The organism is Brevundimonas sp. EAKA (genome assembly GCF_000698025.1).
Taxonomy (GTDB): Bacteria; Pseudomonadota; Alphaproteobacteria; order Caulobacterales; family Caulobacteraceae; genus Brevundimonas; species Brevundimonas mediterranea_A.
The window spans coordinates 48,433-62,640 of sequence record NZ_JMQR01000006.1; the positions used below are offsets into that span (position 1 = coordinate 48,433).

At 68.3% G+C, this 14,208-nt stretch carries 11 protein-coding genes; 6 read left to right on the forward strand and 5 right to left on the reverse strand.

The genetic code is table 11. From position 1 onward, the window contains the following. Positions 1-44: 44 nt before the first annotated feature. Positions 45-674 (forward strand): Crp/Fnr family transcriptional regulator, encoded by a 630-nt coding sequence (locus ER13_RS01980; RefSeq protein ID WP_035305874.1) that lies wholly within the window; start codon positions 45-47, stop codon positions 672-674. On the opposite strand, the gene glmS is transcribed toward ER13_RS01980, so the two are convergent. Then, positions 635-2,449 (reverse strand): glutamine--fructose-6-phosphate transaminase (isomerizing), encoded by a 1,815-nt coding sequence (gene glmS / locus ER13_RS01985; protein WP_035305936.1) that lies wholly within the window; start codon positions 2,447-2,449, stop codon positions 635-637. The genes ER13_RS01980 and glmS overlap by 40 nt on opposite strands. 178 nt (positions 2,450-2,627) lie before the next feature. Between glmS and glmM the strand changes: the two genes are divergently transcribed. Both glmM and ER13_RS01995 read left to right on the forward strand, forming a co-directional pair. Continuing rightward, entirely contained in the window at positions 2,628-3,977 is a 1,350-nt protein-coding gene (gene glmM, locus ER13_RS01990; protein WP_035305877.1) for a phosphoglucosamine mutase, read from the forward strand. Positions 3,978-4,240: 263 nt separating this feature from the next. Next, on the forward strand, positions 4,241-6,076 hold the full coding sequence (locus ER13_RS01995; protein WP_035305879.1) for a DUF885 family protein: 1,836 nt from the start codon (positions 4,241-4,243) through the stop codon (positions 6,074-6,076). A 12-nt stretch (positions 6,077-6,088) separates the two neighbouring features. Here the strand turns inward: ER13_RS01995 and ER13_RS02000 are convergent, their stop codons facing one another. Genes ER13_RS02000 through ER13_RS02010 form a run of 3 tightly spaced genes read right to left on the reverse strand, consistent with a single transcriptional unit; the run spans position 6,089 to position 8,357 of the window. Next, entirely contained in the window at positions 6,089-6,997 is a 909-nt protein-coding gene (locus ER13_RS02000; protein ID WP_231492450.1) for an NAD(P)/FAD-dependent oxidoreductase, read from the reverse strand. Continuing rightward, on the reverse strand, positions 6,994-8,148 hold the full coding sequence (locus tag ER13_RS02005; protein ID WP_035305884.1) for a DUF1176 domain-containing protein: 1,155 nt from the start codon (positions 8,146-8,148) through the stop codon (positions 6,994-6,996). Before ER13_RS02005 ends, ER13_RS02000 begins: the two co-directional genes overlap by 4 nt. Next, positions 8,145-8,357 (reverse strand): DUF2945 domain-containing protein, encoded by a 213-nt coding sequence (locus tag ER13_RS02010; protein WP_035305887.1) that lies wholly within the window; start codon positions 8,355-8,357, stop codon positions 8,145-8,147. The genes ER13_RS02005 and ER13_RS02010 overlap by 4 nt, the downstream gene beginning before the upstream one ends. A 321-nt stretch (positions 8,358-8,678) precedes the next feature. Here ER13_RS02010 and ER13_RS02015 point away from each other — a divergent pair, with 321 nt between their 5' ends. The 3 genes from ER13_RS02015 to ER13_RS02025 all read left to right on the forward strand — a co-directional run bounded on the left by ER13_RS02015 (position 8,679) and on the right by ER13_RS02025 (position 11,279). Next, positions 8,679-9,899 (forward strand): NADP-dependent isocitrate dehydrogenase, encoded by a 1,221-nt coding sequence (locus ER13_RS02015; protein WP_035305890.1) that lies wholly within the window; start codon positions 8,679-8,681, stop codon positions 9,897-9,899. Positions 9,900-10,066: 167 nt separating this feature from the next. Beyond that, a complete protein-coding gene (locus ER13_RS02020) occupies positions 10,067-10,678 on the forward strand; it encodes a DUF2939 domain-containing protein (RefSeq protein ID WP_035305893.1) in 612 nt (203 codons plus the stop codon). A 46-nt stretch (positions 10,679-10,724) separates the two neighbouring features. Beyond that, complete coding sequence (locus tag ER13_RS02025; RefSeq protein WP_035305895.1) at positions 10,725-11,279, forward strand: DUF2939 domain-containing protein; 555 nt, start codon at positions 10,725-10,727, stop codon at positions 11,277-11,279. A 224-nt stretch (positions 11,280-11,503) separates the two neighbouring features. On the opposite strand, the gene alaS is transcribed toward ER13_RS02025, so the two are convergent. Continuing rightward, on the reverse strand, positions 11,504-14,152 hold the full coding sequence (gene alaS, locus ER13_RS02030; RefSeq protein WP_035305898.1) for an alanine--tRNA ligase: 2,649 nt from the start codon (positions 14,150-14,152) through the stop codon (positions 11,504-11,506). Positions 14,153-14,208 lie beyond the last annotated feature (56 nt).

Genomic DNA, 14,208 nt, shown 5'->3' on the forward strand with positions numbered 1-14,208 from the left:
CGAATCTCGCGCGCGCACTCCTCTCCCAACTGGCGATCCAAGGGATGGAACCGGGCGAAGACCCCGTCTTTCCCGGCGCCCGCAGCCAGTCACTGCAGGCGGGTCGATCGCTTGTGACCCTGGTTCTGGAAGGCGTGGCGGCGCGGCAGGGAGCGAGGGATCCCGTCTGCCTCGGCCTCGTCGGTCCCGGCGACCTGCTGAACTTCGACGCCGCATTGGGAACGGGACCGGACGAGAGCGCTCTGTGGCTGACGCGCGGTCGCCAGGTCGTGATTTCAGCCGACAGCCTCATCGAGGCGATTGATCGCGACACCCTGATCGAGACCGCCCTGGCGGATATGCGCCGTCGGATGGAAGCAGCCCGGGCCGAGGTGACGCGTCACGCGCATGGCCGGGTGACGGAACGCCTGGCCGGCCTCCTGCTCGACATCCACGCTCTCGGCGGCGCGACCGAGGTCACATTGCGCCAGAGCGACCTCGCCGATCTTCTGGCCGTGCGCCGGGCCGGAATTTCCACCGCGGCAGGCGAGCTTCGGGCGACCGGGGCGATCCGGGTGCGACGGGCGGCCATACTGCTGTCCGACATGGCCGCCCTGCAAAGGGCGGCGGCGGGCTCGGTCGGCGAACAGGCCCCTCACTCCACCGTGACGGACTTGGCCAGGTTGCGGGGCTGATCGACGTCGGTGCCTTTCTGGACCGCCGTGTAATAGGCCAACAGCTGGACCGGCACGGCGTAGACCAGGGGCGCGATCAGGGGGTGGCAGTCCGGGGCGTGGATGCGGCGGATGCCGGCGCCGTGCAGATCCGGAGCCCTTTCCGGCGTGATCATGATGACCGGGCCGCCGCGGGCGGCGACCTCCTGCAGGTTCGAGGCGGTCTTTTCGAACACATCGTCCAGCGGGGCCAGGGCGATGGTCGGGGTCTCCTCGTCGATCAGGGCGATGGGACCGTGCTTCAGCTCGCCGGCGGCGTAACCCTCGGCGTGGATATAGCTGATCTCCTTCAGCTTCAGCGCGCCTTCCATGGCCAGGGGGAACATGGCGCCCCGGCCCAGGAACAGGACGTCGTCGGCCTTGGCCAGGTCCTGAACCACGGCGCGGATGCTGTCGCCCATACGCAGGGCGTCGGCGATCAGGCGGGGGCTTTCGAACAGGGCCTTGACCAGTTCGTTCTCCGTCTGGCCGTCGATCCGGCCGCGCGCCACGCCCGCCGCGACGGCAAGGGCCAGCAGGGCGGCGACCTGGGCGGTGAAGGCCTTGGTCGAGGCGACGCCGATCTCGGGCCCGGCATGGGTCGGCCACAGCACCTCGGCCTCACGCGCCATGGACGAGGAGTGGACGTTGACCACGGCGGCGGTCTTCAGGCCTTGCGCCTTGCACCAAGTCAGGCTGGCCAGGGTGTCGGCCGTCTCGCCGGACTGGCTGACGGCGACCGCCAGGGTCCTTGGCGATACCGCCGGCGAGCGATAGCGGAACTCGGACGCGATCTCGACGTCGCAGGGCAGGCCCGCCAGCTTCTCGAAGGCGTAACGGGCGATCTGACCGGCGTAGAAGGCGGTGCCGCAGGCCACGATCTGGATTCGGTCGATGGCGGCGAAGTCCACGGCCTGAGGCTTGGCCTTACCCGTCACCAGGTCCAGATATTCCGACAGGGTGTGCTGGACGCTGTCGGGCTGTTCATGGATCTCCTTTTCCATGAAGTGGCGATATTCGCCCTTCTCGACCATGGCCGAAGAGGCCGACACCTGGACCACCGCGCGTTCGACCGGCTTTCCGGTCACGTCGAACATCTGGGCGCCAGCCTTGGTCACGGCGACATAGTCGCCTTCTTCCAGATAGGAGATCTTCTGGGTGAAGGGGCCGACGGCCAGGGCGTCGGAGCCCAGATACATCTCGTCCTCGCCCCAGCCGACCACCAGGGGGCTGCCGCGCCGCGCGCCCAGGATCAGATCGTCCTCGCCGTCGATCAACACCGCAAGGGCATAGGCGCCGGTCAACCGGTCCAGCGTGACCTTGAAGGCCTCTAGCGGAGGCCGACCGGTGTTCAGTTCGGCGTCCAGCAGATGGGCGATGACCTCGGTGTCGGTCTGGCTTTCAAAGACATGACCCTCGGCGGCCAGTTCGGCCTTCAGCTCGGCGAAATTCTCGATGATGCCGTTGTGGACCAGGGTGACGCGGCCGGCCTTGTGCGGGTGGGCGTTGGCCGTGGTCGGAGCGCCGTGGGTGGCCCATCGGGTGTGGCCGATGCCGACCGAGGCCGCCAGCGGCTGTTCGGCCAGGACGGCTTCCAGATTGCGGATCTTGCCCTGAGCGCGGCGGCGTTCGACCGCGCCGTCCACCATGGCGGCGACGCCGGCCGAGTCATAGCCGCGGTATTCCAGCCGTTTCAGACTGTCGATCAGCCGAGGGACGACGGGTCCATTGCCGGTGACGCCGATGATGCCGCACATGCGCAGGAACTCCGAGGAAGAGGGAAACAGAAGGGCGCCGCTTTGCACAGACGGCGATCCGGGGCTAAGCCACGCATCAAGCCCCACCGGCCGTCTATGCAATCTTAGGACGGACCGCACCTAAAAAGGGGTTTCGGAAGGTTTCCTGTTCGGGAACCGCCAGACGAAGGACCAGCCCGTGGGCGACAGAAAATACTTCGGCACCGACGGCATTCGCGGGCGCGCCAACACCTATCCGATGACGGCCGAGGTCGCGCTGCGCGTGGGCCTGGCCGCCGGCAAACTGTTCCGCACCGGGGACGACCGACGTCATCTGGTGGTGATCGGCAAGGACACCCGTCTGTCGGGCTATACGATCGAGCCCGCGCTGGTCGCCGGTTTCGCCTCGGTGGGCATGGACGTGCGGACCTTCGGCCCAGTGCCGACGCCGGGGGTGGCCATGCTGACCCGGTCGATGCGCGCCGACCTGGGGGTGATGATCTCGGCCTCGCACAACGACTATGCCGACAACGGGATCAAGCTGTTCGGGCCGGACGGCTACAAGCTGTCGGACGAGATCGAGCTGAAGATCGAGGCCCTGATGGACGACGGCCTGGACCAGGGTCTGGCGCCGTCGAACAAGCTGGGTCGGGTCAAGCGGATCGACGACGCCCAGGCCCGCTATATCGAGATCGCCAAACAGGCCTTCCCCAAGCGGCTGAGCCTGCAGGGGCTGCGGATCGCCGTCGATTGCGCCAATGGCGCCGGCTACAAGGTCGCGCCCACCACCCTGTTCGAACTGGGCGCCGAGGTCTTCCCCGTGGGGGTCACCCCCAACGGAACCAATATCAACGCCGAATGCGGCTCGACCCATCCGGCGACCCTGGTCGAGGCGGTCAAACGCTACCGCGCCGACATCGGTATCGCCCTGGATGGGGACGCCGACCGGCTGATCATCTGCGACGAAAAGGGCCAGGTGGTGGACGGGGACCAGATCATGGCCCTGGTCGGGCTGGACTGGGCGAAACGCGGCCTGCTGACCGGCGGCGGCGTGGTGGCCACCGTCATGTCCAACCTGGGGCTGGAGCGCCGGCTGAAGGCCGAGGGCCTGACGCTGGAGCGGACCAAGGTCGGCGACCGCTATGTGATGGAGCGGATGCGCGAAGGCGGCTTCAACATCGGCGGCGAACAGTCGGGCCACATCATCCTGCACGATCACGCCACCACCGGCGACGGCCTGATGGCGGCGCTTCAGGTTCTGGCCGTGCTGGTGGACTCCGGCAAGCCGATGAGTGAACTGGCCCGCCAGTTCGACCCGGTGCCCCAGCGGCTGGAGAATGTCCGCTACACCGCCGGCAAGCCTCTGGAGAGCGACACAGTCAAGACCGCCATCGCCGAGGCCGAAGCGACCCTGAACGGCCAGGGGCGTCTGCTGGTCCGCCCGTCGGGCACCGAGAAGCTGATCCGCGTCATGGCGGAAGGCGATGACGCCGCCCTGGTCAAACGGGTGGTGTCCGAGGTTTCGGCGGCGGTGAAGGCGGCGGGATGATCTTCACCTCTCCGCGCGCGAAGGCGCGTGGGGAGGACCGGTCGCGCAGCGACCAGGCGGGGGCGACTCCGACGGCGGTGATGACCGGCTCAGCCTCAGACACCGTGTCGCCCCCGCCTGGCGCTCGCTGACGCGATCGCCTGTCCTCCCCGTTCGCCTCCGCGAACGGGGAGGTGAGTTGAGATCGAGCCTGTCCGCAATTTCACTTGCGGCCTGCGGCTCTCGGCGCTCCATTGCGGCCGACATCTTCGCAGGGGCCTTCCATGATCGACCGTCGCCGCCTTCTTCTGTCCGCCGCAGCCGGGGCGGGCCTGGCCGCCGCAGGGGGGCAGGTCTTTGCCGGAGCCGCCCCGGCCGGCGACGTCGCAGCAGCCAAGGCCGCCCTGGCCGGCTTCATGGACCAGACCTTCGAACAGACCCTGGATCTGAGCCCCGAGGCCGTCACCGCCTTCGGCCTGGACAAGGGCCCGCGCGCCGCCGCCAAGTCCCAGCTGACCGCGCCGACCCTGGAGAACGAGGAGAAGTTCCGCGCCTTCACCAAGGCCCAGCGCGCCGCGTTGAGCGCCATGGACCGCACGTCCATGGACGCCCAGGACGGCATCTATTACGACACCATCGCCGACAATCTGGACGGGGTGATCGCCACCTTCGCCATCCCCTATGGCCAGGGCGGCTGGCCCAACCCCTATCGGGTCAGCCAGCAGGGCGGTGCCTATCAGTCGACGCCGGACTTCCTGGCCAACCAGCACACGATCGAGACCGCCGCCGACGCCGACGCCTATGTGGCCCGCGTCCACGCCTTCGCCGACGTGCTGAGCGCCGAGACGGACCGTTTGCGTGAGGAGTACGCCCTGGGCGTCATTCCGCCGGACTTCATCCTGGCCAAGGCCATCGCCCAGCAGGACGGCATATTGGCCACGAACGCCGCCGCCTCGCCCCTGGTCGCCTCGGTGGCGGATCGGGCGCGCGCCAAGGGACTGACCGGCGACTGGGGCGCCCAGGTCGAGACCCTGCTGGCGCAGCGCGTCTATCCGGCCCTGTCGGCTCAGAACGCCCTGCTGAAGGCCGCCCTGCCCCGCGCCGGCCACGAAGCCTCGGTGCGTCGCCTGCCTCAGGGCCAGCAGTATTACGCCAACAGCCTGCGCTTCATCACCACCACCCGGCTGACGGCCGACGAAATTCACCGGACCGGCCGCGCCCAGATGGCCGAGCTGACCGCCCGCGCCGACGGCCTGCTGAAGGCCCAGGGCCTGACGCAGGGATCGGTGGCCGAACGGATCCGCGCCCTGGGTCAGGATCCGAAATACGTCTATCCCAACACCGACGCGGGCAAGGCCGAGCTGATCGAAAAGCTGAACGAGCAGATGGCCGACATGCAGGCCCGTCTGCCCGGCGCCTTCGGCCGCCTGCCCAAGGCCTCGGTCCAGATCAAGCGCGTCCCGCCCGAGATCGAGGCCGGCGCCCCGATGGGCTATTACAACTCGCCCAGCCTGGATGGGACCCGGCCGGGCATCTACTGGATCAATCTGAAGGACACGGCGGAATGGCCGTCCTGGACCCTGCCGACCCTGACCTATCATGAGGCGACGCCGGGCCACCACTTGCAGATCAGCCTGCAACAGGAGAGCGCGGCCGCGCCCAAGCTGATGAATCTGCTGGGCTTCTCCAGCTATGTCGAGGGCTGGGGCCTGTACGCCGAACAGCTGGCCGACGAACTGGGCGCCTATGAGAACGATCCCGTCGGCCAGATCGGCTATGTCCAGTCGCTGATGTTCCGCGCCGCCCGTCTGGTGGTGGACACCGGCATCCATTCCAAGGGCTGGAGCCGCGAACAGGGCATCCAGTACATGATGGAGGCCTATGGCGACCAGGAAGGCGCGGCGGTGTCCGAGGTCGAGCGCTATTGCGGCTGGCCGGGCCAGGCCTGCGCCTACAAGGTCGGCCACAACGAATGGGTCCGCCTGCGCGAGAAGGCCAGGACCAGCCTGGGCGACCGGTTCGACCTGAAGGGTTTCCACGACACGGCCCTGGCCACCGGCGGCGTGCCCCTGTCGGTGCTGGAGCGGATCGTGGACGGCTGGGTGGCGACCCACGCTTAGTCTAGTCGGGGCCTAGTCGGCGACCGTCACGCCGTCGATCCGGCGCAGGCGGTTGTGGATGTCGGTGGCGGCGACGGCGGCCTCGTCCGTGGCGACGGCGATCTGGTTGAGGCCGCGCACCACGTCGCCGGCGGCGTAGAGACCCGGCACGCTGGTGGCCTGGTGCAGATCGACCTCCAGCCGGCCGTCGGAGGCCAGCCGGGCCTTGAGGCCCTGCGCCAGTTCGGCGTTGGGCGACGTGCCCAGGGCCGAATAGACGAGATCGAAGGTCCGGCTCTGGCCGCCATAGCTCAGGGCGGTCACCCGGTCCTGTTCGATATCGATGGACTCGAGCGGGGCCAGAACCAGTTCGACGCCCAGCCGGTCCAGTTCGTCGCGACGGGTCAGGGCGTCGGCCGGGCCGATGTGGATCAGGGTCACCCGGTCTGAATAGGTGCGCATGAAGGCGGCCTCGCGCGCGCCCTTGTCGCTGTCGCCGATGACGGCGACCGCCTTGCCGGTCGCCTCATAGCCGTCGCAGATGGGGCAGATGCGGACCAGCGCCTTCTGCACCGCGCGCTCCACGCCCGGCAAGTCGGGGTGATGATCGACGACGCCCGTGGCCAGCAGGATGGCGCGGGCGCGGATGGATCTCCCCTCGGCCTGGGCTATGAAGCCTTCGCCGTCATGGACCAGGCTCTCGACCCGACCCGGCCTGATGACGGCGCCGTATTCCTCGGCCTGTTCGCGCAGCCGCTTCAGAATATCGGCGCCCGTGATGCCGGCCGGAAAGCCCGGCATATTGTGGCTGAGCGGGATCCAGCAGGCGCGCGGCGCGCCGGCGTCCATCACCATGGTCCGCCGACGAAACCGCCCGAGATAGGTCGCCGCCGTCAGACCGGCCGGACCCGCGCCGATGATCAGGACCTCCGGGTCGTTCACCGCGTGCGCCAGGCGACGGGCCACAAGTCGGACGGCACGCCCGCGCATTCCCCCATCGTGCTCTCCTGCGTCAGGACGAAGCGGTCGCCAGTCCAGGCCCAGGTCTGAGCCGAGCCGCAGTCGCCGATGCCGCGCCCCTTGGCGAAGGCCGACAGTGTGCGGGTCTTGGGATCATACGCCCCGTTGACGGTGGAGTTGTCGGGCATGACCGGGTCGGCGCCGGGTCCCGCCGTTCCGGCAAGGATCGCCGGACGCGGGTCGCGACCATCCGGCCCCGTCAGATACCAGTTGTGGGTGACATTATAGGCCCCCGCACCGCAGGGCACGCCCCACAGCTCGGTGCGGGCGTCCAGCCGGGCGGACATCACCATGTCGCTGACCGCCGGCATGGCCGATTCCTTCAGGCAGGTGCCGACCTCGGTGCGGGCGCGAAGGGCGGCGGGCACGCGCTGGTTCACGTCGCCGAAGCCCGCCTGATCCACAGCCGGCGCGGGCGTGACCGTCGGCAGGGGCGGAGCGACCGGGACGGTGGAGGCAGGACGGTCGCCACGACGGATCAGGGCGGTGGGCGTGTTGAGGCGGCCCTGTTTCTCATCGATCCAGAGCAGGGCGGCGGCCGCCCCGTTCAGCGACACCGCCTGGGTGGAGGCGCCGCGAACGACCATGGACTTGCCCTGGGCCATGGCGTCGATGACAGGACGGGCGTCGGTGCGGATCAGGCCGACAGGGGCCTGGCTGTCGCCATCGTCGTTGAGAGTCGCCGCAAAGGTGCGGCCGTCGATCTCCAGGCCGATCTGGCGCGAGGCGGGCGCGTCCCCGTCGGGCCAATAGCCGAAGCTGACCTCGGGCCTGGCGTCAGGGCCGGGCTGGAGGGCGATGCGGACCCAGCCTGCGGCGAATTCGGGCGCGAAGCCGAAGGCCCAGCAGGTCCCGTCATTGCCGCATGTGGCGCGCCAGTCCTTGAACTGGCGGGTCTCGCTGCGGGCCTGCAGCACGGGCGCCGGGGCGGCGGCAGGCGGCGTCGAAGAGGCCGGGGCCTGGGGCGAACCCGCCTTCTGAGCGGCGTCCTTGTCGCCGCAGGCCGCGACGGCGATCGCAGACGCCGCCAGCGCCGAAAGGGCGACGCCCCGCAACAGATCGATGGTCCTCATGCCTTGTTCAGCTCCGAAGGTTTGTGCGCCGCGCGGGCGTCGGTCTTTGCGCTCTCGACGACATACTCCGGATTATCGGACGACGCCGCCGCCTTGTGCCCCTTGATGTGGGTTTCGGCGGTGATCGTCCTGCCCCCCTGGCCGACGGATGCGCCCTGGCTGCGATCCCACCTTACGCGGTCGCCGGTCCTGAAGGTCTTGGCTGGCATGGGGGAACTCCTTGCGGCGTCGCTTGCTGTTCAGCGATCAGCCTTCGCATCAGTTCCACATCGATCACCGGCGGCGTCTCGCAGAAGGTGATGATCCACCGCTCGACGAGTTCGCGCTCTTCATCCGTCATTCCGTCGTCCGCTGCTGTGACCGGTCAGGCCCTTGGGGTCTAACAAGCCGAAACCCGTGACGCGGGTTCAACCTCGCCGTCAGGTTTTTTCCGAGCAGGGTTAACGGACGGCGGGGTTTGCGCGGACGCCCAGCCCCGCTATATCCCCGCCACGATATCATTCCCCAAAGTTCAGAGGCGGACCTCACGCATGGCCAAGATCAAGGTCGAAAACCCCATCGTCGACATCGACGGCGACGAAATGACCCGCATCATCTGGCAGATGATCAAGGACAAGCTGGTCTTCCCGTTCCTGGATCTCGATCTGGACTATTACGACCTGAGCATGGAGCACCGCGACGCCACCGACGACCAGGTGACGATCGACGCCGCCCACGCCATCCAGAAGCACGGCGTCGGCGTGAAGTGCGCCACCATCACCCCGGACGAGGCGCGGGTGAAGGAGTTCGGCCTGAAGAAGATGTGGAAGTCGCCGAACGGCACCATCCGCAACATCCTGGGCGGCGTGGTCTTCCGCGAGCCGATCATCTGCTCGAACGTGCCGCGCCTGGTGCCCGGCTGGACCCAGCCCATCGTCGTCGGCCGCCACGCCTTCGGCGACCAGTACAAGGCCACCGACTTCCTGATGCCCGGACCCGGCACCCTGACGATCAAGTTCGTCGGTGACGACGGCGAAGTGATCGAGCACGAGGTCTACAAGGCCCCCGGCGCCGGCGTGGCCATGGCCATGTACAATCAAGACGAGTCGATCCGTGAGTTCGCCCGCGCCTCGCTGTCCTACGGCCTGCAACGCGGCTACCCGGTCTATCTGTCGACCAAGAACACCATCCTGAAAGCCTATGACGGCCGCTTCAAGGATCTGTTCCAGGAAGTGTTCGACGCCGAATTCGCCGAGGACTTCAAGGCCAAGGGCCTGACCTACGAACACCGTCTGATCGACGACATGGTCGCGGCCGCGATCAAGTGGTCGGGCGGCTTCGTCTGGGCGTGCAAGAACTATGACGGCGACGTCCAGTCGGACGTGGTCGCCCAGGGCTTCGGCTCGCTGGGCCTGATGACCTCGGTGCTGATGACGCCGGACGGCAAGGTGCTGGAGACGGAAGCCGCCCACGGCACCGTGACCCGCCACTATCGCCAGCACCAGAAGGGCGAGGCCACCTCGACCAACTCGATCGCATCGATCTTCGCCTGGACCCGCGGCTTCAAGCACCGCGCCAAGCTGGACGGCAATGCGGCCCTGGACGTCTTCGCCGACACCCTGGAAAAGGTTGTGGTGCAGACGGTCGAGGCGGGCGACATGACCAAGGACCTGGCGCTGCTGGTCGGCGACCAACAGGGCTGGCTGACCACCGAGGGCTTCCTCGACAAGGTCGCCGAGAACATGAAGACCGCCCTGCCCGACGTCGGCTGAGCCACAAGATCCGGCAGCAACCCGTTGCCGACAGGACAACGTCCTCAAGCAGCGCGAAGCGCGGTAGGACAAACAAGAATGAAGCCCCGCCGGAACGATCCGGCGGGGCTTTTCATTGCGTCGTCGCGGAGGCCGTGCATGATCGGTTCCAGCGTGGGGGAGGCTTCGTGAAACGACTGTTCGGCAATCTTCTGATCCTGGCGGTCGTGGCCGCGGCCGTGGCCTTTTTCGCCGCGCCGGCCGTTGGCTTCTTCGCCATCCGGTCTGCGGCCGAGGCGGGAGACGTGCAGGGCCTGGCGCGCCTGATCGATTTCACGGCCGTGCGCCAGTCGCTGCGGCCGCAGCTGACCGGAAAGGCCCTGGCCCTGGCGCCCGCGCCCTCCTTCCTGGAAGACCCCATCGGGGCCGTGCGGCGCCAGATGGAGCGGAACCCGGTGCTGAACGGGCCGGACGTGGACGCCTATCTGACCCCGGCCGCCCTGGCGGCCCTGACGCGCGGCGAGGGCCGGTACGCCAGCCAACGGTCCAGCATGACCGCGACCGCCATTGCGGACGATGCGCCCCAACCCTGGCCCAAGCCGATCTTCTGGGGCGTGAACCGGGCGCGGATGGCGGTGGCGGACCAGGGCGGATCGCGCACCATCTTCACCTTCGAGCGCCGGGGGCCGTTTGAGTGGATCCTGGTCCAGATCGGCCTGCCGGACGGCGCGGCGCCGGCCGTGGCCGCGCCCGTCACTCCCGTTCCCGTTCCCGGCAAGACGGCCGCCGCCCCGCGCTGAGGCAACCGGCCGGCCGGAGTCCGCGTTGACTGAGGATGGAGTTCCTATGCTGAAGAAGATCGTCGTCGGGCTTTTGGCCGCCGTGGCCGCAGGCCTGCTGATCGCCTGTTTCGTCTCGCCCTTCGTGGCCGCCCAGGGCCTGATCCGGGCGGCGCGCACCGGGGATGCGGCAGGACTGGAACGCCGCGTCGATTTTCCCGCCTTCCGCGCCAGTCTGAAGAGCGAGCTGAACGCCCGCGCCGCCCTGGAGATCCGCCACCGGTCCGGGGGCGACACGGGCCTGGCCGCCCTGGGCATGCTGCTGGCGCCGTCGCTGGTGGACGGGGCCGTCGATAATTTCGTCACCCCACAGGCCGTCGCCGCCATGGTGCGGTCGGGCGAAAAGCCCCGGCCGGAGCGGCCCGTGCCCGCAACGGACACCCCGGCCGCGCCCAAGGCCGAAATCCACCAGTCCTGGGCCTATCGCGGGTTCGACCGTTTCGCCGTCACCCTGACGCGCGATGATCGGCCCGACGACGCCCTGGTGCTGATCCTGGAGCGCCACGGGGTGTTCGACTGGAAACTGGCGGGGGTGGACCTGACGCCGGATCCGATGGGTTGAGGCAGGCTGAACTTTGAAGACTGTCTGACGCCGCCACCTTTTTCCTTTCGTCATCCTCCGGCAAGCCGCGTCTTCGCGGCGCAGACCGGGGGACCCAGCGGCGCCGAAGGCGATGTCTCCGCCGCACGATATCGAGACACGCAATCCGCGACAGGTTCGCGCTATCGCGCGCCGCTGGGTCCCCCGATCTCGCTACGCTCGTCGGAGGATGACGAAAGTCGAGGTCAGCCCGCCAGGGCCGCCCGCACCGCCGCCAGACCGTCTTCGGCCTTGGATCCATCCGGGGCGCCGCCCTGGGCGAAGTCGGGTTTGCCGCCGGCGCCCTGGCCGCCCATGGCAATGACGGCGGCGCGGGCCAGGTCGGCGGCGTTGACCTTACCGACCAAGTCCGAGGTCACGGCGACGGTGACGGCGGCCTTGCCCTCGGTCACGCCGATCAGGGCGACGACGCCGGTCCCGACCTGTTTGCGGAAGTCCTCGGCCACGCCGCGCAGGCCCTTGCCGTCCACGCCGTCCAGGACGCGGGCCATCAGCTTGATCCCGCCGATCTCTTCGGGCGCAGACGCCGCGCCGGACCCGCCGCCCAGAGCCAGTTGCTTCTTCAACTCGGCGACCTGTTTCTCCAGCGTCTTGACCGAACCCTGCAGGGCCTCGACCCGGCCGGGGACGTCCTGGGTCTGGATCTTGAAGTCGCGGGCCAGGCCGCGCGTCACCTTGGCCTGGGCTTCCAGATAGAGGCGGGCCGCCTCGCCGGTCAGGGCCTCGATGCGGCGGACGCCGGCGGCGACGCCGGTCTCCTGAACGATCTTGAACAGGCCGATGTCGCCGGTGCGGGCCACATGGGTGCCGCCGCACAGTTCGACTGAATAGGGAGCGTTATCGCTGACCAGCGAACGGCCGAGCGTCAGAACCCGGACCTCGTCGCCGTATTTCTCGCCGAACAGGGCGATGGCGCCGGCCTCGATGGCCTCCTGCGGGGCCATCAGTTTCGTCTCCGCCGGGACGTTCTGGCGGATGACGGCGTTGACCTCGGCCTCGATGGCCGCCAGTTCGTCCTCGGTCACGGGGGCGCCGTGGCTGAAGTCGAAACGGGCGCGCTCGGAATCGACCAGCTGACCCTTCTGGGCGACCGCCGGGCCGAGCACATTCTTCAGGGCCGTGTGCAGCAGGTGGGCGGCCGAGTGGTTGGCGCGGGTGGTGGTGCGCTTGTCGGCGTCCACCAGCTGGGCGACGCGGGCGCCGATCTGAAACGTCCCGGCCGTGATCTGGGCCGACAGGACATGCAGGTCGCCGGCGTGTTTCTTGACGTCCAGAACCTCGGCTTCCCCGCCGGGCCATTCCAGCGTGCCCTGGTCGCCGCTCTGGCCGCCGCTTTCGGCGTAGAAGGGGGTGGCGTCGAACAGGATCTCGACGATGTCGCCGGCCTCGGCCGTCTCGACCGGAGCGCCGCCGTTCATCATGGCCAGGACCTCGCCCGAACCCTCGATGGCGTCATAGCCGGTGAAGACGGTCGGACCCATACGGTCGCGGATCGCCAGCCATTCATTGGTGTTGGCGGTCTGGCCCGAGCCCTTCCAGTGTTCGCGCGAACGCTGGCGCTGTTCGGCCATGGCGGATTCGAAACCGTCGACATTGACCGAGAAGCCGCGACGGCGGGCCTCGTCCTGGGTCAGGTCCAGCGGGAAGCCATAGGTGTCGGACAGGGTGAAGGCGGTCTGGCCGTCCAGCATGTCGCCCGGCTTGAAGCCCTGAACCGCCGTGTCGAACAGAGCCATGCCCCGGCCCAGGGTGGTGCGGAAGCGGACCTCTTCCTGTTTCAGCGTGTCCTCGATGAAGGGCTGGGCGCGGGCCAGTTCGGGATAGGCGTCGCCCATCTGGGCCACCAGGGTCGGGACCAGACGGTGCATCAGCGGATCAGCGGCGCCCAGCAGGTGGGCGTGGCGCATGGCGCGGCGCATGATCCGGCGCAGCACATAGCCCCGGCCCTCGTTCGACGGGGTGACGCCGTCGGCGATGAGGAAGGAGGAGGAGCGCAGGTGGTCGGCGATGACCCGGTGGCTGGCGACGCGCTCGCCGTCCGACTTGGTCGAGGTGGCGTCTTCCGAAGCGGCGATCAGGGTCTTGAACAGGTCGGTCTCGAACACCGAATGCACGCCCTGGAGCACGGTGGTCATCCGCTCCAGCCCCATGCCGGTGTCCACGCTGGGCTTGGGAAGGTTGCGAACGATCTGGTCGTTCTCCTTCTCGAACTGCATGAAGACGTTGTTCCAGATCTCGACGTAGCGATCACCGTCCTCGTCCGGCGAGCCGGGAGGGCCGCCGGGAATCTTGTCGCCGTGGTCCCAGAAGATCTCGGTGCAGGGACCGCAGGGACCGCTGTCGCCCATGGCCCAGAAATTGTCGCTGCCGGCGATGCGGATGATCTTGTCGTCGCCGAAGCCGGTGACCTTCTTCCAGATCGCGGCGACCTCGTCGTCATCGATATAGACGGTGACCAGCAGGCGTTTGGCGTCCAGGCCGAACTCTTGCGTCACCAGTTTCCACGCCCGGTCGATGGCGTGTTCCTTGAAATAGTCGCCGAAGGAGAAGTTCCCCAGCATCTCGAAGAAGGTCAGGTGGCGGGCGGTGTAGCCGACATTGTCCAGGTCATTGTGCTTGCCCCCGGCGCGGACGCATTTCTGCGAGCTGGTGGCGCGCGGATAGGGCGGCTTGGACGCGCCGGTGAAATAGTCCTTGAACGGCACCATGCCCGCATTGACGAACAGCAGCGACGGATCGTTCTGCGGCACCAGCGGCGCCGAGTGCACCTTCTCGTGGCCGTCGGCCGCGAAGAAGTTCAGATAGGTGGCGCGGATCTCGTTCAGGCTGGGCATTTGGCGTGTCTTCGGCTCGGTCGTCGCAAGGAACCGGCGTCATATAGGGTTTTGTC